This window comes from Gluconobacter cerevisiae (genome assembly GCF_015244675.1).
Lineage (GTDB): Bacteria > Pseudomonadota > Alphaproteobacteria > Acetobacterales > Acetobacteraceae > Gluconobacter > Gluconobacter cerevisiae.
This window is the reverse complement of the sequence record NZ_JABCQO010000009.1, coordinates 15,760-38,819: the sequence shown is the minus strand read 5'-3', so window position 1 is coordinate 38,819 and position 23,060 is coordinate 15,760. Positions and strand designations below refer to the sequence as shown.

The window sequence follows — 23,060 nt, the reverse complement described above, 5'->3', positions numbered from 1 at the left end:
GCATGACATCGCAGACCGGCAGACGGCGGAGCGCCCTGTGTCTGATATTGTGTCCGATACCCCTCTTCCCCTGACCCGCCAGCAGCAGGAGGGCCGCAAGCAGGATGTGTCCTTCACGGACGTCCTGTCTTTCGTCTGTAGCCGCTGGTGTGACCATCCTTTTCTGCTTGCGAAGACGCTTGGCGGTGTTGGTCTTGCCACGCTGGCCGATGTCTGCACGCCCATTCTCGCAGGCCGTCTGGTGGAGGATATTTCCCGCCATGCTGCTGGTCCTGCTGTGGAGAAAACCTCGGAACTGCTGCATTTGCGCGATGATGCGTTCCTGATGGTCACGGGTTTGATCGTGCTGGGGCTGGTGGGGCTGTTCGGCCGCCGCTCCTCCTTCATCGGGATTTCGCATCTTACACTTGCTATCATGCACCGCGTTGCCAATCAGGCGTTCGATCGGGTGCAGCGGTTCTCGACGGACTGGCATGCCAATAACTTTGCTGGCTCGACTGTCCGTAAACTGACGCGCGGGATCTGGGCCATCGATACACTGGACGATACGCTCCTGCTTCTGATCGCACCGGAAGTACTGGTTCTGGGCGGGACGACGGCAGTGCTTATGGTCCGTTCGCCGCTGATGGGCTCGGTTCTGGCCGTTTCAGTGGTGCTGTTCGCTGCGCTCTCCATCATGCTGACGCTGCGCTATGTCGCGCCGACGGCCCGCGCGTCCAATGAATGGGACACGAAAATGGGTGCAGCCATGGCGGATGCCGTGACCTGCAATCCGGTCGTCAAAGCATTTGGTGCTGAAAAGCGGGAAGGCGCCCATCTCGACCGGATTATTCTTGGCTGGCGCGAGCGGACCCTGACAACCTGGGTGCGCGGGACCAACAGCGCCAATCTTCAGGCTCTGGCCTCGCTCGCCATGCGCATGCTGCTGATCGGGCTGGCCGTCTGGCTGTGGTGGGGAGGGAACGCTGGTCCGGGAGATGTGGCCTATGTCCTGACCATGATGTTCCTCGTGCAGGGATATCTGCGCGATCTGGGACAGCAGGTCAGTCAGGTGCAGCGTTCGGTCAATGAGATGGAAGAACTCGTGGCGATTTTCCGCCGCGATCCCGCCATTCAGGACGCAGACGATGCCCAGACGGCCCGTTTCACGACAGGGGCGATCCACTTCGAGCATGTGGACTTCCAGTATCCGGGTCAGGTCAAACCGCTTTACAACGACCTGAGCATCGACATCGCGCCGGGCTCTCGCGTGGCGCTTGTCGGGCCGAGCGGTTCGGGCAAGACGACCCTGACCAAGCTGCTTCAGCGCCTTTATGATGTGAACGGCGGGCGGATCGTGGTGGACGGGCAGGATATCGCGCATGTCACTCAGGACTCCCTGCGTTCGCATATTGCCATCGTTCCGCAGGAACCGGTGCTGTTTCATCGCACGCTTGCGGAAAACATCGCCTATGCACGCCCTGATGCGAGCCGTGCCGAGATCGAGGAGGCTGCCCGTCTGGCCAATGCGGCGCCATTCATCGAGCGGCTGCCCGAAGGTTACGAAACCATGGTTGGCGAGCGTGGCGTGAAGCTTTCGGGCGGCGAGCGCCAGCGTGTTGCCATCGCCCGCGCCTTTCTGGCCGATGCGCCCATCCTGATTTTCGACGAAGCGACGTCCAGTCTTGATTCCGAGTCCGAATCCCTTGTGCAGGATGCGATGCGTCGCCTGATGCAGAACCGGACCGTCATCGTCGTGGCGCATCGTCTCTCGACCGTCATGGAACTGGACCGCATTCTCGTGTTCAGTCAGGGCGCGCTGAAAGAAGACGGAACGCACGCCGAACTGATTACGCGCGAGGGCGGGATCTACCGCCGCCTGTTCGAGCTTCAGTCGCTGGAGGGATGAGGCCGGAAGGAAATCGGCATCTTTCCCGGTCTGGCGGCGTTTCGTCATTCATGCACGTTTCCGCCCGGAGCACAGGATGCCCGATAAAGAAGCTCGGCGGGAGCCACACAGGAGACCGCCGCATGACCATCCGTTCCGCCTTCACTGCACTGCTGCTCGCAACGCCTGCCGCTTTCAGCATTGGAGGTGCGCTGGCTGAACCGGTCGCGTTCGAGCATGCGCGGCTGATTGACGGGACCGGGGCTTCGGCGCAGCCAGACGCCACGGTGGTCATCGATAATGGCGTGATTCTTTCGGTCGGCATCCCGGCTCCCGCCGATGCGCGGCATGTGGACCTGACGGGCAAGACGCTGATGCCCGCTCTCATCAGCGATCACAGTCATGTCGGCCTCGTGAAAGGTACGGGGGCCAGCCGCGACAACTATACCCGCGCCAATATTCTCGCCGCCATGAAGCAGTATGCGGATTATGGCGTCCTGACTGTCACGGCGCTGGGCCTGAACCGTTCTCCGCTGTTCGATAAGCTGCGTCAGGAACAGCATGAGGGACGCAATCCGGGGGCGGATCTGTATGGTGTGGATCAGGGGATCGGTGCGCCGGATGGTGTGCCGCCAGCCGCCATGGTCAAGGGCGTTGGTCCCGATCAGGTCTTCCGTCCGACCACGCCGGAAGAGGCGCGCAAGGACGTGGATCAGATGATTGCGGAACACACGGATCTGGTGAAGGTCTGGGTGGACGATTTCCGCAATGACGTCCCGGACGGCAAGACCTATCCCATGCTGCCGCCCGCTATTTATCAGGCCGTTATCGACGAAGCGCATCAGCACGACACGCGGGTTGCGGTGCATATCCACGATCTTGCGGTCGCCAAGGCCATCGTGGCGGCCAAAGCCGATATCCTTGCGCATGGCGTTAGGGACCAGCCGGTGGATCATGATCTGATCGCGGCGATGCTCCGTCAGGGCACATGGTATATTGCGACGCTGGATCTGGACGAGGCGAATTATCTCTATGCCGAGCAGCCGGAGCTGCTCTCCAATCCGTTCATTCTGGCAGGCATGGACCCGGCCCTGCGTCGCCAGTTCACGGACCCGAAATGGCGTGCGGAGACACTGGCCAAGCCTCTGACCAAAGCCTCGCATTACGCGCTATCGGTGAATCAGAAGAACCTCGCCGTGCTGTATAGGGCGGGGGTGAAGGTCGGTTTTGGGACGGATTCCGGGGCCGCACCGACGCGCATTCCCGGCTTTGCAGAGCATCGCGAACTGTATCTGACGGTGCAGGCCGGGCTGTCGCCCGTTCAAGCCATCAGTCTGGCCACGGGCAATGCTGCGGCCCTGATGAACCTGTCAGACCGTGGGGTGATTGCGCCGGGTCGCCGGGCGGATCTGCTGATCGTGGACGGCAATGCGGATGAAAACATCGCCGCCGTGGACCAGATCGATCAGGTCTGGCAGCGGGGCGCGCTTGTCAGCCACGGCCCCGTCCGTTCGAAGGACTGATTATGCCGCAGTCTCAGGGCGCGAACGCCCTGAGACGAGCCGGAACATCGGCCCGGTCAGCGTCGTGGAAATCACGGCCAGAACCATCAGCGAGGCGAAGGCAAATTCCGAAATCATGCCATGCGCATGCAGGATGGTCGCCGCCACGATTTCCATCAGCCCCTTGCACTGCAACAGGGAGCCAACCCCCAGCGCCTGACGGTGTGTCAGGCCCCGAGCGGGCGGGAAGACCCAGACGGCGAGGATTTTCGTGACGATCGCAATGACGACCAGCAGCAGGGATGCCAGAACGGACGGCCATGTCAGCGCATCGCCGTCGATCCGCAATCCGCTATGGCCAAAGAACATCGGGGCCAGCCAGATCAGCGAGAACGTTCCCACAGCTTCGACCGGCAGGCGACGGACCCAGCGCGGCGGCATGAGAGCGCCTGCGAAATAGGCGCCGATCAGCTCGTGCAGTCCGAGTTCGTGGCTCGCCCAGGACCCGGCGGCCAAATAGGCCGGAACGGCGGCCCAGATGATCCAGATCGGCGGGTTTTTCAGGTTCCGCGTGGCCCAGCTGCTCAGCAACGCCATGCCGACCAGAAGCAGGACTGCCAACCCTTCAAACCCGGTCCAGCCATGCAGTGCGTCGGTTCCGCGTGCCGCGAACTGGAGAACGGCTAACCCGATCCATAGGGCCGCGTCGTCCACGACCGCGAGTTTAAGGGCAAGCTGTCCGATGGGGCGATGTACAGGCTCCAGTTCGCGGACGATTCCGATCAGGACCGGCAACGCACTGACGGAAATGCACAGCCCGATCGACATGGCGCCGATCCAGCTATTGCCGTGCGGGGCCTGCCAGCCATGCAGTGGCAGGAAGAACAGTTTGACCAGAAGGGTGCCGATGACGAACGGAATTCCGAGCGCGACCAGAGCACCGCCCAGCAGGCGCCCCAGCGTCGGGGAGGGGAGGCTTTCTGCTTCGGGAGAATGGGTGGGGTTCTGCCACATTTCCAGTCCGGCGGTGAACGCCAGAACCAGAACGGCCAACCAGCCGATATAATCGCCGTAAAGCGAGGGAATACCGACCTTTGAAGCTGGAAAATGCAGGACTGCCAGAACAATGCCCACCAGAATGGGCAGGATGGCAATGGGAATGGAACGCCTGAGCAGTTGCCATAGTCCCCACGGAACGAGGACAAATATAAATGCATCCGCAAACAGTGCTGTTACATTTCCCATGATGATCCCTTTTTTGTTTCAGGTCCGATCAGGGTAACATGGATCACAATTCCGAGAGTAATTTTTTATTTCTATGTAATAAATAATTCTATGTTTCTTTTTTTGAAGAACTGTTTTTGAAGGGAATGAAAACCCGGAATTTTCTTTTAAAAATACCGGGTTTTTTCCAGTCATCAGGCGATGAAATTCTTCAGGAATTGCTCCAGCGCCCGGCCGCGATGACTGATGGCATTTTTCTCGGCTTCGGTCATTTCAGCAAAGGTCCGGTTTCCGCCTTCGGGCACGAACATTGGATCATAACCATGTCCATGATCGCCCCGTGGGGGCCAGACGACTTTGCCGTGACATTCGCCCTGTACGGTCCGGGTTTCGCCATCCGGCCAGGCCAGACACAGGGCTGCGACGAAAAAAGCCCGATGATCGGCGCTGTCGCCCATCTCCTGATGTACGCGGTCCATTGCGATCTGCATGTCTTTGGTCGGGCCGCCCCAGCGCGCGGAATAGACGCCCGGACGATTGTCCAGCGCTGCGACGCAGAAGCCTGAATCATCGGCCAGCGCGGGCAGCCCTGATGCTCGGGCCGCGGCCAGAGCCTTGATGGCGGCGTTGCCGGTGAAGGTCTCTTCCGTCTCTTCGGGTTCTGGTAGGTCCAGTTCCGCTGCGGAGATGACGGTGATCCCGCTCTCGGCCAGCAGGGTGGAGAATTCGCGCAGTTTGCCCGCATTATGGCTGGCCAGAACGATTTTTGAGCCTCGGGACAATGTCCGCATCATGCAGTCTCCAGTATGTGATTCTGGGCGTCGAACAGTCGCGCCGTGCCGAGCTTTGCCAGTCGGAGGAGTTCGAAAAATTCGCTCTCCTGAAACGGTTTGTCCTCGGCGGTTCCCTGAATTTCGATGATGCCACCATCCGCAGTCAGGACGAAATTCGTATCGGCCTGCGCGTTGCTGTCTTCAATATAGTCCAGATCCAGCACGGCTCCGGCATCCGTCAGCCCGCACGAGACCGCTGCGACCTGAGCCGTGAGGGTCTGCGAACGCTTGATGGTCTTCAGCGCGATCGCCAGTGCCACCCAGGCGCCCGTGATGGAGGCGCAGCGCGTGCCGCCATCCGCGTTCAGGACGTCGCAATCGAGCGTGATGGTCCGCTCTCCCAGCTTTTTCAGGTCTACGCAGGCCCGGAGCGACCGGGCGATCAGCCGCTGGATTTCCTGCGTGCGGCCGGACTGCTTGCCTTTGGCCGCCTCGCGCTGGCCGCGATTATGCGTCGCCCGGGGGAGCATTCCGTATTCAGCCGTGATCCAGCCCTGTCCCCTGTTGCGCAGAAACGCCGGAACACGCTCCTCGACTGTGGCCGTGCACAGGACTTCCGTGCCGCCCACGCGGATGAGCGCGGAGCCTTCGGCATGGCGGGCAAAGCCCGTTTCGATTGAAACAATGCGGTTTTCGTCCGGCGCACGCCCGGATGGACGCTTGCGTGCGGTGTCAGTCATGTCAAAAAAGATCCCGTGGAAGAATATGTCCCGCCTCTAGCGCGTTTGACGCAGACCCATCCAGCCCCGACAGTGGGTTTACCATGATGCGACCACAGCCTCCCCTGTTCCGCCCTTCCATCCCGATGCCGCACGGTCTGGGGGATCGTGAAGCCGCGATTTTGCGTGAAATCGTTGAGGAATATGTTGAAACGGGTGAGCCTATCGGCAGCCAGACGCTGGCCCAGCGGCTGCAACCTGCCTTGTCTCCAGCCACGATCCGCAATGTCATGGCGGATCTGGCGCGGGCCGGGCTGCTGTTCAGCCCGCATGTCTCGGCCGGACGTCTGCCGACCGAAAAGGGCGTACGTTTGTTTGTGGATGGGCTGCTCCAGTTCGGCGCCCTAACGGAAGAAGACCGCGCCAGCATCGACAGTCGGCTCGATATTCACGGGCGGTCCTATCAGGACATTCTGTCTGAGGCGTCGTCCTTGCTATCGGGTCTGTCTTCCGCTGCCGGGTTGGTGCTCGCGCCGAAATCGGATGCTGCGCTCAAGCATATCGAGTTCGTAGCACTTGGTCCGGGGCGGGTTCTGGTCATTCTGGTCGGCTCGGACGGGCAGGTGGAGAACCGCATCATCGAGACCCCGCCCGGTGTGCCACCTTCCGCTCTCGTTGAGGCCGGGAACTACCTGAACGCCCGTCTTGGAGATCTGACGCTCGGCACGCTGCGAGAGCGGGTCCGCGGCGAAATGGATGCCAGCCGCCACGAACTCGACGCCCTAACGGCCAGTGTGATCGAAAGCGGTCTTGCGACATGGGACGCTGATGGGGGGACGCTGTTCGTGAAAGGGCAGGGGAAGCTGCTGGCCGACATCACGGAAATCGAGCGTCTGACGACGATCCGCATGCTGTTCGACCATCTGGAGACGCAGGAGACCATGCTTCAGCTGTTGCAACTGGCGGATGCGTCCGAAGGGGTGCGGATCTATATCGGGCGTGAAAGCGGCATGTTCGGGATGTCGGGCGTGTCCATGATCGTGGCGCCTGCGCGCAACGAGGCCCAGAAAATCGTGGGGGCGATCGGCGTGATTGGTCCGACCCGTCTGAATTACGGGCGGATCGTGCCTGTTGTGGACTACACCGCGCGGATGGTCGGTCGTCTGCTTGGCTGAAGGCTTCTGAACGTTTCGGGGTGATGGTCCCGGGGTTACGCCTCTTTCATGAAATGACCTTTTTAGACGGGGCGACGGAAGGGGCGGAATAATGCTATGCAGGGGGCATGACGCGACGCTCTTTCCGCTCCCGTAGCCCCCAGGGTTCTCGTAACCCTCAAGGTCCGGGCGCCACGCCACCCCGCCCTCCCCGTTTTCGCCGCTACCGGCAGTCCCTGGCGATTATCGCCGGTGTAGGGCTTGTGGGTGTGGCCGGGGCGGGCGTTCTGGGCTGGACGACCTATGCCAAGCTGGTGGCGGATCTGCCCAGCGTGGACAGCCTGCGCGCCTATCAGCCGCCGACCGTCAGCCGCATCTATGCCGCCGATGACCGGCTGATGGCGGAACTGGCGAACGAGCGCCGGATCTTTGTGCCGATCAACGCGATCCCCGAGCGCGTGAAGAATGCTTTCATCGCTACGGAAGACCATAATTTTTACACGCATGGCGGCGTGGATTTCATGGCGATCGGCCGTGCGGGCCTGACGGATATTTTCGCGCGTCATGGCCGCCGTCCGCTGGGAGCTTCGACCATCACCCAGCAGGTGGCGAAGGTCATGCTGCTTAACAGCAACGTTCTGAGCCTTGATCGCAAGATCAAGGAAGCCTTGCTCGCCATGAAAATGGAGCAGGTGCTGTCCAAGGACAAGATTCTCGAAATCTACCTGAACGGCATCTATCTCGGGAACGGTGCCTATGGTGTCGCCGCGGCCGCGCAGAGCTATTTCAATAAGCCGCTTGATCAGCTTGATGATGCCGAAGCCGCCTCTTTGGCAGCCCTTCCCAAATCGCCCACGAACTATAACCCGTTCCTGCATCCGCAGGCCGCGATGGGCCGCCGCAATCTTGTACTGGACCTGATGGTCGAGGCGGGCGTTCTGACCCGCGAGCAGGCCGATCAGGAAAAGCAGGAGCCGCTGGTTCCGCAGCAGAAGCAGCGTTTCGGACCTTTGCCGGATTCAGAGTGGTTCGGTGAGGAAGTCCGTCGTCAGCTCATCGCCCAGTATGGTCAGGACCGTGCGGCGCAGGGTGGTCTGGAGGTCCATACCAGTCTGGATCAGAATCTTCAGACCACCGAGACGCGCCTGCTGCATGAAGGGTTGATGAATTACGACCGCGCCCATAGTGGCTGGCGGGGGCCGTTGCGCAACCTGTCGGATATTCAGGATGACGGCTGGGAAAGCGCGCTCGATCATGTCACGCCGCCCGGCGGGATGTTGCGCGAGTGGCGTCTGGCGGTCGTGCTGCCGGGTGGCACGCATGTTGGCTGGATCGAGGACGGCAGCCCCCGCAAAGGCGCGCTTCTGGCGACCGACATCGGCTGGGCGCGCCGGGCGCATCCGCTGCGTGCAGGGGACGTCATTATGATTGAGCCGCAGGAAGGCGGTTCGGCGGCATTGCGCCAGATCCCGCAGGTCGAAGGGGCGGCGGTGACGCTGGATGTGCATACGGGCCGGGTTCTGGCGATGGTCGGCGGCTGGTCGTTCCATGAAAGCCAGTTCAACCGGGCCACACAGGCACTGCGTCAGCCGGGGTCGTCTTTCAAGCCTTTCGTCTATCTCGCAGCGATGGAACAGGGGATTTCCCCGTCCGAGCGTTTCGACGATTCGCCCATTTCCTATGGCGACTGGCACCCGCAGAACTATGAGCACGACAACTGGGGTCCGACGACGCTGCATGACGCGCTGCGCGAAAGCCGCAACCTCGTTACGATCCGTGTTGCAGCCCATCTCGGCATGAAAGCGGTTGCCGATACTGCCATCCGGGCCGGGCTGGTGGCGCAGATGCCGCATGTTCTGCCTGCGGCGCTTGGGGCCGTCGAAACCACCGTCATGCGCGAGGCTGCTGCCTATGCCACGATCGCCAATGGTGGCCACATCGTCACGCCGACTCTTGTGGACGATATTCAGGACCGCTCCGGGAGCGTGTTGTGGCAGGCAGGGGGGCTGAAGCTCGGCACTGCGATGCAGGCTCCGCCCAGCGAACAGTCCGCTCCTGCGGACGGTACCCCAGTGGATGGCACGACGCCTCCGGCCTCGATTCCGGCTCCGGCGACACCTGCGCCCGGTAGCGTGTCTGTCCCCTCCCTGACCGATACGCGCCCGACCCTTGCCAGCGAACAGAGTGCGTTCCAGATCGTCAAGATGATGCAGGACGTGATCGCCCATGGTACCGGGCGCATGGCGGGAGTCGGCATTGATCGTCCTATCGCGGGCAAGACCGGTACCAGCCAGGACTTTCATGACGCGTGGTTTGCCGGTTTCTCGCCCGATATCGTCACGGTGGTCTGGGTCGGTTTTGACACGCCCCAGACGCTGGGCCGCAATTCGGATGGTGGCCGTGTCGCGGGGCCGATCTGGAACAAGATCATGAAGGTCGCCATGGCCAGCCGCCCGAAGCTCGATTTCCGTGTGCCGGATGGCATTACGCTGGCCAGCTACGATACGGGACGTATTGCGGCAGTGGATGGCTTCAAGGCCGATCAGGTTCCGGGTGCGTCCGTTGAACTGCATGGCTTCGGCGCGGGCACCGAAGCCCTGACCGCTGCCGACACGGGTGCGGATAGCGTGATTTCGGATTCCGAAAGCGGTATGGCCCAGATGCCGGGCCAGACTGGAAGCGGGACATCTGGAGTCGGGCCTTCCGCAGTGCCGGGGCAGGCCCAGAAACCTGCTCCCTCCGATGGTGACATTGGCGTGGGCGGCCTATACTAAGACCCACCAGAACAGACCCCCCTTATGAGTGGAGGAACCTATGTCGGCCGAAACCGAGGCCCTTTCAGTGCAGATCAAGCAGTCGGTGGCACTGCTGAGGAGGCATCTTTGACTGGGATGTCGCAACAACACGCCTCGCGGAACTGAACCACCGCGTTGAAGACCCCGACCTGTGGAACGATGCGGAAGCCGCTCAGAAGCTGATGCGCGAGCGTACGACGCTCGCTAACCAGATCGAAGGCGTTCAACAGATCGAAGCCGAAGTTGAAGGCACGCTCGAACTGGTCGAACTGGCGGAAATGGAAGGGGATGACAGCCTCGTTCAGGATGCTGTCCGGACCTTGCGCACCATCGCCGAAGACGTCCGCAAGCGCGAAATCGAAAGCCTGCTTTCGGGTGAGGCGGACAGCAATGACTGTTACGTCGAGGTGAATGCGGGCGCCGGTGGTACGGAAGCTCAGGACTGGGCTGAAATGCTCCTGCGCATGTACACGCGCTGGGCCGAGCAGCATGGCTACAAGGTCACGTTCATCGAAGGCAGCGAAGGCGAGCAGGCCGGCATCAAGTCCGCCACCATTCAGGTGAGCGGTGCGAACGCCTATGGCTGGCTCAAGACCGAAGCGGGCGTGCATCGTCTGGTCCGGATCTCGCCGTTCGATGCGGCAGCCCGCCGTCAGACGTCGTTTGCGTCTGTGTGGGTCTATCCGGTCGTGGATGATTCGATCGAGATCGACATCAATGATTCGGACCTGCGTGTCGATACCTTCCGGGCCTCGGGCGCAGGTGGACAGCACGTCAACAAGACGGATTCGGCCATCCGGATCACCCATATCCCGACCGGAATTGTGGTGGCCTGTCAGACTGACCGCTCCCAGCATCGCAACCGTGCCAAAGCGATGGAAATGCTGCGGGCCCGGATGTACGAGGCGGAGCTACAGAAGCGCGAAGCCGCCGCTGCCCAGACCGAAGCCTCCAAGACCGATATCGGCTGGGGACACCAGATCCGATCCTACGTTCTGGCGCCCTATCAGTTGGTCAAGGACCTGCGGACAGGCGTTGAGAAGGGAAATCCGGGTGCGGTGCTCGATGGCGCTCTGGACGACTTCATGTCGGCCTCGCTGGCGCAAAGCGTCGGGGCGACCCGGTCGGAAGCCAGCGCGTCGGCCCAATAAGACCTGTCGCCCTTCAGACGGATTCGCTCAGACGCCGGAACAGTCAGACTGTTCCGGCGTCTTTTTCTTGAATCTGTCATAACCTGGTGTGGCAAAGTTGCGTTAGCGGGATTCTGGGCGATATTTTTATTTGTCCCTGCTGGGGGCTGGCAGCAGAATATGTCGTTAATATGAAAAAATCGTTTCGATAGAGGCAATCACCGACTTGACAGCATGCGGGTTAGACTGCCCAATCAGCATATCGGGTATGTTCTCACGGCATATAACGTATTTGTTATGCGGTTGCAGTGGGAAAGCCTGATGGCAACACAGAAATCGGGACACCGCACCCGGCAGATGTGGATAAATGCCGGTGTCAGTGAGGGGTAAGAAGGTTTCGACATGAAGAGCTACGCCGCACAGCAGCGCAAGCCGACAGACTACATTGTCGCGATCGTCGTGGCCGTGCTGGCTATGGGCGCTGTGATCTATGCGCTTATGAGTGGTGCTGTGAGCAAGCTGGTCCAGGAAAAGCCGCCTATCAAGACGGAAGTCATCAAGGAGCAGCCCAAGCCACCGCCGCCGCCACCGCCGCCGCCGCCGCCGCAGATGGAGCAGCCGCCGCCGCCGTATATTCCGCCGCCCAAGATCTCCGTGCCGCCGCCGCCCAAGGCGATCCAGCGTGTCACGCACGCCAAGCCGCCACATCCGGTTCCGCCCAGCCCGACTCCCTCGCCAGAGCCCGTTCCGGCTCCGCCGCAAGGGCAGCCGACTGATGCAGTTCCTGATCATTCGGCTGGTGCACGACCGATCAACGGCGCACAGGCAGTTTATCCGGATGAGGCTATGGAAGAAAACCGCGAGGGTCATGTGACAGCTTCGTGTGATATTCTTCCGACAGGCAAGACGGCAAACTGTACCATTGTAAGTTCAAGCGGTGGTCATGAGTTCGTGGAAAGTGCGCTCGACTTCCTTCGTCGTGCCCGTTACCAGCCCGCGATCGTCAATGGCGCTCCGGTAACAGAGCATCACCACGTTCTGCACATCGACTTTACGATGGGCGACGACTGATCTTTCGACTGCCGTCAAACAGAATTGCCCCGTCAGGTTTTTAAAGCCTGACGGGGCTCAGAAAAGGGCCGGTCTCCATATGGCCGACACCCCATTAAAGCTCCGAAAACGGGCATCGATAACGAGGATATGGAGTTCATGACCAGACTGTTCCGCCTTCCTGCCCTTGCCGTTCCGACGAAGGCGCGTGCCGTCCGGGCCAGCGCGCTGGCTCTGACGCTGGCCCTGGCTTCCGGTGCAGTCGCACCGGCCGTCGCTTTCGCCCAGCCGGCTCCTGCTGACCAGAGCGCTCCCGCAGCTGCTCCGGTTGACCCCTCTGCCAACCCGGCATCCCCGGCAACGTCCGCCGATCCGGCTGGTGCTCCGGCTGTTGCCGCTCCGAACGATCCGGGTGCTCCTGCTGCTCCTGCCGGCGCTCCGACTGACAGTGCTGCTCCGGCAACGGCTCCGGCCGATCAGTCTCCCGCAGCGGCCGCCACGCCGGGCGAGAGCGCAACCGCGACGCCGGAAGCTCCTGCTCCGCAGGGCAACCCGTACGGCCTCGGCGCTCTGTGGGCCAATGGTGATGCAATCGCCCGTGGCGTTCTGATCATCATGGTGATCATGTCCGCTGGCACCTGGATCATCATGGTCATGAAATTCTTGGAGCAGGGCCGTCTGTTCGCAGCCTCCAAGGAAGCTGCCCGCGAGTTCTGGACCAAGCCGTCCGTTCAGCAGGGTGCTGCATCCCTGAAGGCGTCTTCTCCGTTCCGCTACATCGCAGAGACGGGTATCGTTGCCGCCGAGCACCACGAAGGCTCCATGCGTGACTCGATCGACCTGCCGTCCTGGACCGAAATGTCCATCTCGCGCTCGGTCGACACCATCAACACCCGTATGCAGGGTGGTCTTGCCTTCCTCGGTACGGTGGGGTCCACGTCGCCGTTCGTTGGTCTGTTCGGTACGGTCTGGGGTATCTATCACGCCCTGACGGCCATCGGCATCTCCGGCCAGGCATCCATCGACAAGGTTGCAGGCCCGGTTGGTGAGTCGCTCATCATGACGGCTATCGGTCTTGCTACCGCTGTTCCGGCCGTGCTGGGTTACAACCTGCTCGTTCGCCGCAACAAGGGTGCCATGGATCGCGTTCGCAACTTCGCGGCCGACATCCAGTCCGTTCTGATCGGCGGCTTCCGTCACGGCGTCAGCCCGGAACAGGGCGGCATGGCCGTTCCGACCACAATCACCACCAGCGAGCGGATCTGATCCTATGGGAATGAACGTCGGAGGAGGCGGCGGTGACGACGAGGTGGTGTCGGCAATCAACACCACCCCCCTCGTCGACGTCATGCTGGTGCTGCTGATCATCTTTCTGATCACCATCCCGGTCGCCACACACTCAGTGAAGGTTAAGCTGCCGGTTGATGCGAATACGCCCACCCAGACCAGGAAGGGCAACATCGTTCTGGCAGTGAATTCGAACGGGCAGGTCTTCTGGGACACGACGCCGGTTGCGAACCATACTGACCTGCTGAACCGCCTCGTCGAGGTGGCAAAGCAGAAGCCCCAGCCGCAGATCCAGATCCGCGGTGATCAGGCTGCCAAGTATCTGGCAGTCGGCCAGGTGGTCGCGACCTGCCAGGAAGCTGGCATCGCCCACGTGGACTTCATTACCGAGCAGCCTCACTCGAACTGAGGTCGTGTCGGGCCGTTTCATACAGAACGGCCCGACGAAGCTTTCACGTCACCTTTTTGGAGAACCGCCGTCATGGGCATGAGCGTCGGATCTGACAGCACGCACGAAGACGAAGGCATTGTCGATATCAACACCACGCCGTTGATCGACGTGATGCTGGTGCTGCTGATCATGCTGATCATCACCATTCCGCTTCAGACACACTCGGTGGCGATCGATCTGCCTCAGGGCAATCCTCCCCCATCGACCGTACAACCCAAACTCGTGACCGTCAGCATCGGCTACGACAACAGCATTTCCTGGAACAACGAGCCGATTACGTCCGAGGCGTCGCTTCAGGCTCATTTTCAGGCCGCAGCAGCAATGCCGGACCAGCCTGAAATGCATATCCACCCGGATCGTCTTGCGGACTACAAGACCGTGGCGCATGTTATGGCGGACGCACAGCGTCTCGGCATGACCAAGCTGGGAATTGTTGGTCTGGATCAGTTCATGGAAGGACAGTAATTCGTGTCTTTGTCCCTTTACCGCCGTCTGAGCGCCCGTAATCTTCTGCTGGCCGGTGTCTTTGGTATCGCCGCACTTGCTGGCTCCGCCCAAGCCGAGGATGTCCTCGGCCAGGCCGTTGGCAAGGATCTGCAGCAGGCCCAGAGTGCTCTGGCATCCAAAAACTATGCCAAGGCCATGGAAGCCGTCGATGCCGCGGACGCGGTTAAGGGCAAGACCGATTACGAAGCCTACACCACGGCCCAGATGCGCGCGGCGATCGCTGCACAGTCCGGCAACACGGATGCGGCGATCAAGGCCTATGACGTTCTGATTAACAGCTCGCGTACGCCGAAGGCTGCGAAGGGCCAGATGCTGATGGCACAGGCTACCATGGCCTACGGTGCCAAGCAGTACGCCCGCGCCATTCCGGCGACCGAGCGTTATCTGAAGGAATACGGCGCCGACCCGCGCATGCAGACCATGCTGATCCAGTGCTACTATTTGCAGCAGGACTGGAAAGGTACGGCCAAGGCCGCGCAGGAGCAGGTGGATGCCACGATCAAGGCTGGCAAGGTGCCGGCCGAAAATCAGCTTCAGATGCTGGCAACGGCCTACACGAACCTGAAGGATGCGGATGCCAAGACGCATGCCTATGTCCTTCTGGCCAAGTATTATTCGAAGCCTGATTACTGGTCGATGCTGATCCATGATCTGGTCGCGAACCCGAATCTTTCGCCGCCGCTCGTGTTCTATGTCGAGCGTCTGCGTCTTGCGACCGGCGTGTTGAAGGATCCGTCCGACTATCAGGACATGGCCGAGCGTGCCGTGCAGATGGGTCTGCCCCAGCTTGCGCTGAACCTGTTGAACCAAGGGTATGCGAATCATTCGCTTGGCAACGGCCCGACTGCGGCCGCTGATGCGAAGTTCCATGCGTTTGTTGCCCAGCAGGCAGCTACGAGCCGGAGCCAGCTTGCTGCCTCGGTCACGCAGGCCGCTTCTGCGCCGAATGCAGGTCCGGCTCTGACCGCGGGCTACAATCAGGTTCTGAATGGACAGGTTGATGCTGGTCTGGCGCTGATGAAGGCAGGTTTGGCGAAAAAGCCGCGTTATCCCGATCTGGCACAGGTCGAATACGGAATGGCGCAAATGGATGGTGGCCAGAAGGCCGAAGCCATCAAGACCTTTGGAGCTGTTTCCGGGAACGGAGCTGCTCGTGATGTGGCGGAACTCTGGTCGCTGCTGCTGTCGCGTCCTGTGAAGTAAGACACGACTTTTCGACTAAAGAAAAAGCCGGGGTCTATCCCCGGCTTTTTTTTGTTCAGAATGGCAGGACCGTATCCATGAACTGCTGTCCGTAGCGCGGCGTCTGAAGTTGCGTGAGGGTCCCGCGTCCTCCGTAGGAAATCCGTGCTTCGGCCATTCGATCATGCGTGACCGTATTGTCGGCTGTGATATCCTGGGGGCGGACAATGCCGCTCACGCCCAGTTCGCGCAGTTCGCTGTTCACCCGGACTTCCTGTTTTCCCATCACGACAAAATTGCCGTTGGGCAGGACCTGAGTGATGGTTCCGGCCAGGCGCAGCGTGATGGTTTCGTTGCGTGCGATTTTGCCTGTCGCGCTGGAATCGCTGCTGCTGGTGGTATTCAGGCTGTCTGCACCGGTGATTGCACTGATGATCTTGCCTTTGATGCCGAACAGATTGGGAATACCAAACTTCTCGTCAGCGGCCCTGTTGGCTGTTGTCCCATTGTTGAAGGCGGCGTTGTCGGTGATGTCCACGATGATCGTGACCAGATCTCCGACCTGCGAGGCGCGTTGATCTTTGAAGAACGCCTTGCTGCCGGATCGCCATAGACTTGCCGCCTCATCAGGGGGTGGCTGAAGGGATGGCATCGGCATACTGACAGGACGATAAGCGGCCGCAAGCGTTGGATTGGTGATGGATGTCATGCGGGGTGGTCGTCCGATTTCGGACATTTGCGCAAGGGAGTTACAGGCTGACAGGATCGGCAAAAGGCCAAGCAGCCCCAGAGTACGCACAGAATATCGAAAGTGGTGCCGCATGGGAAAGTTGAGATCCATCAGTTCCGTATGATCTCAAGCAAACACGTCAGCGGTAAAAAACCTGTTAAGACGGCCGGATTGTCACGCATTGGAAGAGTTGGTGGATGCCGGTTTCCGATCATAAGGCCATCTGTTTTTGATGTTCTCTTGCCCTGTTCCCGGATGTGGCCGAAAACAGTCGGGTTCGGAATGACATTCAGCCAGTCCGGGCCATCCTGCAGGGAGAATGCCCCATGTTGATTATTTTCGCCCTTTCTGTTGCGAACAGCGTGTTCGCTCATGGGTCCTGACATGGGATTGCGGATTCTGCTAACGGGTGGACAGGGATTTGTTGGACAGCATCTCAAGGCGCGGCTTCAGGATCGTCTGCCCGGTCATATCCTGCTGGAAGATCCGATGGATATCCGCGACCGGGCTGCCGTGGAACGTTTTGTCCGCAACGAAAAGCCCGATGCCTGTCTGCATCTGGCTGCCGTCTCTTCGGTTGCACGCGCCGAGGCCGGGGCTGACGATGCATGGACCGTCAATCTGGATGGGACGCTCATTCTGGCCGAGACTTTCGAGACTTACGCCCCACAAGCCAGTTTTGTGTTCGTCTCGACAGCCGAGATCTATGGCGCGAGTTTTTCATCAGGGCAGCCGCTTGATGAGAGCGCCGTTATCGCGCCGGTCAATGCCTATGCGTCCAGCAAGGCGGCGGCGGATCTGGCGGTCGGCAATCTGAGTCGGGAAGGATTGCACGGCGTACGCCTGCGCGCTTTTACGCAGGCAGGGACGGCGCAGGATGAAGGGGCAATTCTCCCGTTTCTTGCCGCACAGGTTGCGCAGATCGAGGCTGGCCAGCAGCCTCCCGTCATTAGTGTTGGCCAACTGGATGCGCGTTTTGACGTCACCGATGTGCGCGATGCCTGCGACGCCTATGTCAGTGCGCTCGTTCCGCCTCGTCCGCTGCCTAATGGCACCGTTCTGAATATCTGCTCCGGCGTGGCGCGGACCGTTCGTTCGATGGCGGAGGATCTGCTGGATGTGGCCGGGATTTCGGCTTCGCTCAGGGTAGACCCGACTCTTGCCTCGCCCTCCGGTCTTGCGTCCATGCAGGGTAATCCGACGGCGGCGCGTGAGGCATTGGACTGGTCCGTACGGATTCCGTGGAGCGAGACGCTGGTAACGGTTCTCAATGACTGGCGTTATCGCATCACGACCTGAGACCCTGCGGCGTAATCAGCAACTACCATTTTCTTCGCAAAACCGGAGTTCGTATGATGACAGATCCTCATGACACTGAAATCACGGTGCTCGCTAAAGCGAACGGGCTGGTTATTCCGGTCGAGTTCCATGCAGGTGTGCGGAGCAATCTGGATCTTTTGCGCAGTTATGGTGCGCTGATCGAAGGGCTGGAACTGCCTGATCGTCTTGAACCTGCATTCCGGTATGAGCCATGAGCGGCCTTCAGCAGCGCACCGTCGCGCTCGCCGCCAGCGTTCGCAAGGGCGAAATTTCCGCCCGCGAACTCGCGGTGAAGGTTCTGGCTGATATCGAAAGCCGGGACGGGGCCTATGGCTGCGTCACGCGTCTTCTGATGCAGCGCGCGCTGGAGGCCGCCGAACGCGTGGACCGTCTGGTGCTTCAGGGGCAGGACCCCGGACCGCTCGCGGGTGTGCCTTTCGGCATCAAGGATCTGTTCGATGTTCGTGGAGAGATCACGACGGCGGGGTCCAAGGTCCTCGCCAATGATCCGCCCGCCACGCAGGACGCGGTGCTCGTCGCGCATATGATTGCGGCCGGAGCCATTCCGGTGGCCCTGACGAATATGGACGAGTTCGCCTACGGGTTCGCCACGATCAACGCGCATTACGGCAATACCCGCAATCCGCATGCGCCGGACCGTCTGGCCGGTGGCTCTTCGGGTGGGTCGGCGGCGGGTGTGGCGGCGCGGCTGTTTTCCATCGGGCTGGGGTCCGATACGAATGGCTCGATCCGCGTTCCGTCCTCGCTCTGCGGTATCTGGGGGCTGCGCGCGACGCAGGGGCTCCTGTCGACCGAAGGCAGTTACCCGTTCGTGCCGAGTCTCGATACGGTCGGACCGTTTGCGGACAGTGCAGGCGGGCTGAAGGCCTGTTTTGAGGCTCTCAGCGCAAAGGCGCTTCCGGCTGTGGAGGCTGGTAGCCTGCGGATTGCCCGGCTTGGCGGTTGGTTCGGTGAAAACATGTCCCCTCCGATGCAGACAGCCATCGACAGGCTCTCGATGGCGCTGGGGGCGACGGATGTGGTTGAACTGCCCGAAGTGGCGCGGGCCCGTGCGGCGGCCTTCGTCATTAGTGCGTCCGAAGGGGCAGGGCAGCATCTCGGTCGGCTGCGGACACAGGCTGCGGACTATGATCCCGCCGTGCGCGACCGCCTGCTGGCCGGTGCGCTTCTGCCCTCCACGCTCGTTTTTCAGGCACATCGTCTGCGGCACTGGTTTCGGGACCAGATGCATGAGGCGTTTGCAAAGACCGACATCCTGCTGGCTCCGGCACTTGTCGGGGAAGCGCCGCGCTTCGATCAGCCGGAAATCGAGATTGGGGGCAGGATGGTCTCCGCCCGTGCCAATCTGGGGCTGTATACGCAGCCGCTGACGCTGGTTGGATTCCCGGTTCTGACGGTTCCGATGAAGGTTCCGGGTCTGCCGCTCGGCGCGCAGCTCATCGCGCGTCCGGGGCGGGAAGACCAGCTTTTCGCACTGGCGGAAAAGCTGGAAGCGGATGGGCTGGCGGAGGCCCGTCTGGTCTGACTCAGGGCTGTTTCAGCGCCTCGGCCATTCTTGCGTGGTCGAGGCGTTTTTCCCACGCGGCGATCAGGACCGGGGCCACGCAGTTTCCAGCGAAATTGCCTACAGCCCGGGCGATTCCCACGAACCAGTCCACGGCCAGAAGCATCACCAGACTTCCGGGCGGAATGGACGGAACGCTGGCCAGCGTCGCCGCCAGAACGACGATCGCAAAACCCGGAATGCCGTGCGAGCCTTTGGACGTGATCAGGGCGGTCACCAGCAGGGTTGCGATCTGCCAGAATGTCAGATGCGTTCCGGTGGCATTGGCCAGAAAAATGACGGCTAACCCCAGATAGATCGACAGCGCATCCAGATTGAGCGAATAGCCCGCAGGCACTACGATTCCGACGACCTGACGCTCGACGCCCAGCTTTTCGAGCTTGGTCATGAGGCTGGGCAGAACCGCATCGGACGCCGTGGTGGTGGCGACGATCAGCAGCTCTTCACGGAAATATCGTGCAAATCGCAAAGGGTTTACGCCTGCGAGCCGAAGGCCCCCGCCCAGTGCGCAGACGACAAATGCGCCGACCAGCAGGAAATACAGGACTGTAAATCCGGCCAGATGCCCGATCGTTCCGAGGCCATATCGTGCCGTCGTCGTCACCATTGCTCCGAAGACGCCGAGTGGCGCTACGCGGATGATGAGGCCCATCATGCGTGAAAACAGGTCGGACACGCTTTCGACCAGTCGGACCAGCGGCAGGCCCCGGTCTCCCATGCCGCTCAGGCAGCATCCGACAAGAATCGCGAAGACCAGAATCTGAAGGACATTGCCCTGCGCAAACGCATCGGCCGGGGTGTGGGGGACGAGCGAGAGCAGAAATCCGCTAAAGCCTTCCGCACGCAGATTTTGGGCATGGCCGCCATAGGAGGCGATCATCCGCGCGTCGCTCGCTGTAGGGACGAAGCCTACGCCCTGTCCGATTCCCAGCCCCATTGCCACCATGACCGCCACGACAAGCGCCACTGTGGTCATGAGTTCGAAATAGAGCATCGCGCATCCGCCCAGCCGCCCTACTGTTTTCAGGGAGCCCGCACCCAGAATGCCGAGTGTTACGATGCAGAACAGAAGCGGCCCAACGGCCATGATGATGAGGCGCATGAACAGTGCTGTCATCCAGCCCACGTCATCAGCCAGAAAAGGGAAGAATAGTCCGGCGCCAAGCCCCAGAAGCGTTGCCAGAACGACCTGCGCGAACAGGCTCTCTGCAAAATACTTTACCATGCTGCAACAGCTCCGTCGCTACGAGGGTCGGTTGCGCCTTCAAGTCGTCCGTTTTCATGGCGGATCAGTGCGCCGGCGTGACCCATGATGATGGACTGGTGTTCAAGCGCTTCGACGACATGCCCTGCCGTTTCAAGCTGCGACATCACATCTGGGCTGAAGCCCGGCTCCACCTTGAGCGACAGGCTCTCTTCCCCCCATGTTCGTCCCAGCAGCCAGCGCGGACGACGGATGGCTTCCTGAAGCGGAACGCCGTGGCGGACGTGACGGCTGAAGACGGCCGCCTGTGTCTGGGGCTGCCCTTCGCCGCCCATGGTGCCGTACACCATCGTCCGTCCGTCGCGGAGTCGGGCCGCAGCCGGATTGAGCGTATGAAACGGTTTGGCGCCGGGGCGCAGGATGTTCCAGCCCGAATGGGCCAGACGGAAGGACGAGCCCCGGTTCTGCCAGAACAGCCCGCTCTGCGGCAGCATCACACCGGAGCCGAACTCGAAATACAGGCTCTGGATCATGCTGACCGCCACGCCATTGCGGTCGATCGCGCCCATCCAGGTCGTGTCGCCCCACTGAGTCTGTTCCGTCCAGGGCATGGCATGGGTCATGGACATCCGGGCTGTCATCGCCTCCAGCCGTGCCGGGTCGGCAAGAAGGCTCCGCGCCAGTGCCTCGGAATGCTCGCTGCCATCCGTGTGGCTGTTGCGATAGAGAAACGCCTGTTTGGTCGCCTCGACCAGCCCGTGGATGTGCGAAAAGCTCTCCGGCCCGCCGTCGCGGCTCAGATGATCCGAGAGCGCAAGGATCAGAAGGGATGCCACGCCCTGTGTGGGAGGCGCGGTGTTGTAGAGAGTGCCATCGCTCGTTTGGGCCTGAAGGGGTTCCTTGACCTCCGCGCGATGCGCCAGCAGGTCCAGCGATCGGACCGGGCTGCCCGCCGCCGCCAGATCCGCCGCCAGACTGCGGGCGAGTGGACCGTTATAGAAGCTCCGCAAGCCGTCCCGGTTCAGCATTCTCAGCGTCTGGGCCAGTTCTGGCGATTTGCGGATGCTTCCTGCTGTCCAGGGTTTGCCTTCGGGAAAGCAGATCCGCGCCAGCGTTGGATCTGACAGCAGTTCGTGCTGCTTCTGTGCGAGCAGGGCGCCCTCGCTTTCGGAAACCACCCGGCCATATTCGGCGTAATGGATGGCGTCGCGGAGCAGGCGGTCTAGCGGGAGGGGTTCGCGGAGTTCAGCGCTCAGGCCCAGCGCGGTTTCCCAGCCCGAGACCGTGCCTGCAACCGTATTGGCCGCAAGGCCGCCCCGGCAGGGAATGACGCTGTGCCCGGCTTCGGTATAGATCGCATGTTCGGCACCCATCGCCAGCGCCCCGCAGGCGTCAATCGCCACGGTGCGGCCGTCCGGGTGGCAGATCAGCCAGAATGCATCGCCGCCCAGCCCCGTCATGTGTGGATACACCACGGCCAGTGTGGACGCCGTGGCGACGACGGCTTCAAGGGCCGTACCGCCTTCGCGCAGGACATCCAGCCCCGCCTGACTTGCCAGATGGTGCGGTGACGTCACCATTCCGCCAAGAGCGTTGGGTGTGAGCATGGTTTTGTCCTTAAAGAGGCATAAGTTCGGGCTGAAGGCGCGGGACATGCGCGCATAGCGTCCGGATCAGCAGGTCTTCGGGGCCCTGCGCGGTCTGATGGCGGGTGGAAGCGATGAACTCTACCTGCGGCATGTCCGGCAGAAGGCCCGGCGTGCAATGCGGCAGATGTTCCACGTTTCGCAGAAACGCAGGTTGCGGTGTGACGCCATATCCTGCCCGGACAGCAGCCAGAAGTGCTCCGAGACTGCCACTGGTAAAGGCCAGATGCCACGCCCTTCCGGCCTTGTTGAGCGTCTCGATCGCCAGTCTGCGCGTTACGCTGCCGTCGGGAAATGTGACGAGCGGAATGGATTGTTCTGCCGGAAATTCCGTACCTGCGGGGGCGTACCAGCGCATGTCCTCGGTCCAGAGTTTTTGTCCGCGTGTTTCGCTTGTGCGTCGCATCCCGCACCAGACATCCAGCTCCCCCTGTTCCAGCAGGTTGGCCAGATGCGCCGACAGCCCCACGGTCAGCGTGATCTGAAGGGAGGGGTGTGAGGCGCGGAATGTGCCGAGAATTTCGGGAAAGCGCGTCAGGAGCAGGTCTTCCGTCACGCCCAGCCGGATCGTCCCGCGCGGTGCGTCCTGCCGGAAGCGGGACAGGATGCTGTCCTCGCATTGCAGAAGCTGCCGGGCCAGACCGATCAGAGCCATGCCGTCTCCGGTCAGACGCACGCTTTTGGTGCTTCGGGCCAGCAGGCGCGTGCCAAGCTGCTCCTCCAGCCGACTGACATGCTGGCTGATGGTGGACTGGCTTACCCCCTGACTCTGCGCGGCTGACGTGAAATGCAGCGTTTCCGCGACGGCGAGAAAGGATTGCAGATGGAACGGATCGAGATGCATCTGATCTTTCATGCCAATATGTGGGACCATATTTATTGGCAGGTCAACTTGATCTGATTCCGTTATGAGCGCAAAGTTTCCCCGCTTGAC

21 protein-coding genes are annotated in these 23,060 nt (G+C 61.3%); 13 read left to right on the top strand and 8 right to left on the bottom strand.

Annotation, left to right across the window (positions count from 1 at the left end; genetic code table 11):
- Positions 1-49: 49 nt before the first annotated feature.
- A complete protein-coding gene (locus HKD21_RS10845) occupies positions 50-1,888 on the top strand; it encodes an ABC transporter ATP-binding protein (RefSeq protein WP_194255794.1) in 1,839 nt (612 codons plus the stop codon).
- A gap of 122 nt (positions 1,889-2,010) precedes the next feature.
- Positions 2,011-3,390: an amidohydrolase family protein gene (locus HKD21_RS10840; RefSeq protein ID WP_194255716.1), complete on the top strand. Its 1,380-nt coding sequence runs from the start codon at positions 2,011-2,013 to the stop codon at positions 3,388-3,390.
- On the opposite strand, the gene HKD21_RS10835 is transcribed toward HKD21_RS10840, so the two are convergent.
- The 3 genes from HKD21_RS10835 to rph all read right to left on the bottom strand — a co-directional run bounded on the left by HKD21_RS10835 (position 3,391) and on the right by rph (position 6,106).
- Positions 3,391-4,614 (bottom strand): cation:proton antiporter, encoded by a 1,224-nt coding sequence (locus HKD21_RS10835; protein WP_194255715.1) that lies wholly within the window; start codon positions 4,612-4,614, stop codon positions 3,391-3,393.
- 173 nt (positions 4,615-4,787) lie between these two features.
- The gene (gene rdgB / locus HKD21_RS10830; protein ID WP_194255793.1) at positions 4,788-5,384 is read right to left on the bottom strand and encodes an RdgB/HAM1 family non-canonical purine NTP pyrophosphatase; all 597 of its coding nucleotides are present in this window, start codon (positions 5,382-5,384) and stop codon (positions 4,788-4,790) included.
- Positions 5,384-6,106 carry a ribonuclease PH gene (rph, locus tag HKD21_RS10825; RefSeq protein ID WP_194255714.1) on the bottom strand — a complete coding sequence of 241 codons (723 nt, stop codon included), beginning with the start codon at positions 6,104-6,106 and terminating at the stop codon, positions 5,384-5,386. Before rph ends, rdgB begins: the two co-directional genes overlap by 1 nt.
- An 83-nt stretch (positions 6,107-6,189) precedes the next feature.
- Between rph and hrcA the strand changes: the two genes are divergently transcribed.
- The 8 genes from hrcA to HKD21_RS10785 all read left to right on the top strand — a co-directional run bounded on the left by hrcA (position 6,190) and on the right by HKD21_RS10785 (position 15,662).
- Entirely contained in the window at positions 6,190-7,260 is a 1,071-nt protein-coding gene (gene hrcA, locus HKD21_RS10820; RefSeq protein WP_194255713.1) for a heat-inducible transcriptional repressor HrcA, read from the top strand.
- A gap of 107 nt (positions 7,261-7,367) precedes the next feature.
- Positions 7,368-10,013, top strand: coding sequence for a penicillin-binding protein 1A (locus HKD21_RS10815; RefSeq protein ID WP_194255712.1), 2,646 nt, complete (start codon positions 7,368-7,370; stop codon positions 10,011-10,013).
- Positions 10,014-10,053: 40 nt separating this feature from the next.
- Positions 10,054-11,185 (top strand): peptide chain release factor 2 gene (gene prfB / locus HKD21_RS10810; RefSeq protein ID WP_194255711.1). Its coding sequence is split into 2 segments (ribosomal slippage): positions 10,054-10,122 and positions 10,124-11,185, totalling 1,131 coding nucleotides; the frame shifts between segments, so codons are not numbered across the junction.
- Positions 11,186-11,566: 381 nt separating this feature from the next.
- The gene (locus tag HKD21_RS10805; protein ID WP_194255710.1) at positions 11,567-12,235 is read left to right on the top strand and encodes an energy transducer TonB; all 669 of its coding nucleotides are present in this window, start codon (positions 11,567-11,569) and stop codon (positions 12,233-12,235) included.
- Positions 12,236-12,373: 138 nt separating this feature from the next.
- A complete protein-coding gene (locus tag HKD21_RS10800) occupies positions 12,374-13,480 on the top strand; it encodes a MotA/TolQ/ExbB proton channel family protein (protein ID WP_194255709.1) in 1,107 nt (368 codons plus the stop codon).
- A gap of 4 nt (positions 13,481-13,484) precedes the next feature.
- Entirely contained in the window at positions 13,485-13,910 is a 426-nt protein-coding gene (locus HKD21_RS10795) for an ExbD/TolR family protein (protein ID WP_062028222.1), read from the top strand.
- Between the two features lie 72 nt (positions 13,911-13,982).
- Positions 13,983-14,417, top strand: coding sequence for an ExbD/TolR family protein (locus HKD21_RS10790; protein ID WP_194255708.1), 435 nt, complete (start codon positions 13,983-13,985; stop codon positions 14,415-14,417).
- A 3-nt stretch (positions 14,418-14,420) separates the two neighbouring features.
- Positions 14,421-15,662, top strand: coding sequence for a tetratricopeptide repeat protein (locus HKD21_RS10785; RefSeq protein WP_194255707.1), 1,242 nt, complete (start codon positions 14,421-14,423; stop codon positions 15,660-15,662).
- 55 nt (positions 15,663-15,717) lie between these two features.
- Here HKD21_RS10785 and flgH read toward each other — a convergent pair whose 3' ends face one another.
- Both flgH and HKD21_RS10775 read right to left on the bottom strand, forming a co-directional pair.
- On the bottom strand, positions 15,718-16,464 hold the full coding sequence (flgH, locus tag HKD21_RS10780) for a flagellar basal body L-ring protein FlgH (RefSeq protein ID WP_194255706.1): 747 nt from the start codon (positions 16,462-16,464) through the stop codon (positions 15,718-15,720).
- Positions 16,465-16,481: 17 nt separating this feature from the next.
- Positions 16,482-16,745 (bottom strand): hypothetical protein, encoded by a 264-nt coding sequence (locus tag HKD21_RS10775; protein WP_194255705.1) that lies wholly within the window; start codon positions 16,743-16,745, stop codon positions 16,482-16,484.
- 10 nt (positions 16,746-16,755) lie between these two features.
- Here HKD21_RS10775 and HKD21_RS10770 point away from each other — a divergent pair, with 10 nt between their 5' ends.
- From HKD21_RS10770 to HKD21_RS10760, 3 genes are read left to right on the top strand one after another with little or no spacing between them, the layout of a single operon-like run.
- The gene (locus HKD21_RS10770) at positions 16,756-17,670 is read left to right on the top strand and encodes an NAD-dependent epimerase/dehydratase family protein (RefSeq protein ID WP_228121369.1); all 915 of its coding nucleotides are present in this window, start codon (positions 16,756-16,758) and stop codon (positions 17,668-17,670) included.
- Positions 17,671-17,723: 53 nt separating this feature from the next.
- Positions 17,724-17,906, top strand: coding sequence for a DUF4089 domain-containing protein (locus HKD21_RS10765; protein ID WP_228121367.1), 183 nt, complete (start codon positions 17,724-17,726; stop codon positions 17,904-17,906).
- On the top strand, positions 17,903-19,237 hold the full coding sequence (locus HKD21_RS10760; RefSeq protein WP_194255704.1) for an AtzE family amidohydrolase: 1,335 nt from the start codon (positions 17,903-17,905) through the stop codon (positions 19,235-19,237). The genes HKD21_RS10765 and HKD21_RS10760 overlap by 4 nt, the downstream gene beginning before the upstream one ends.
- 1 nt (position 19,238) lies before the next feature.
- Here the strand turns inward: HKD21_RS10760 and HKD21_RS10755 are convergent, their stop codons facing one another.
- The 3 genes from HKD21_RS10755 to HKD21_RS10745 are packed head-to-tail and all read right to left on the bottom strand — an operon-like array spanning position 19,239 to position 22,982.
- Positions 19,239-20,501, bottom strand: coding sequence for a cation:dicarboxylate symporter family transporter (locus HKD21_RS10755; RefSeq protein ID WP_194255703.1), 1,263 nt, complete (start codon positions 20,499-20,501; stop codon positions 19,239-19,241).
- The gene (locus HKD21_RS10750) at positions 20,495-22,087 is read right to left on the bottom strand and encodes a gamma-glutamyltransferase family protein (protein WP_194255702.1); all 1,593 of its coding nucleotides are present in this window, start codon (positions 22,085-22,087) and stop codon (positions 20,495-20,497) included. Before HKD21_RS10750 ends, HKD21_RS10755 begins: the two co-directional genes overlap by 7 nt.
- A gap of 10 nt (positions 22,088-22,097) precedes the next feature.
- A complete protein-coding gene (locus tag HKD21_RS10745) occupies positions 22,098-22,982 on the bottom strand; it encodes a LysR family transcriptional regulator (protein WP_194255701.1) in 885 nt (294 codons plus the stop codon).
- Positions 22,983-23,060: the final 78 nt, after the last annotated feature.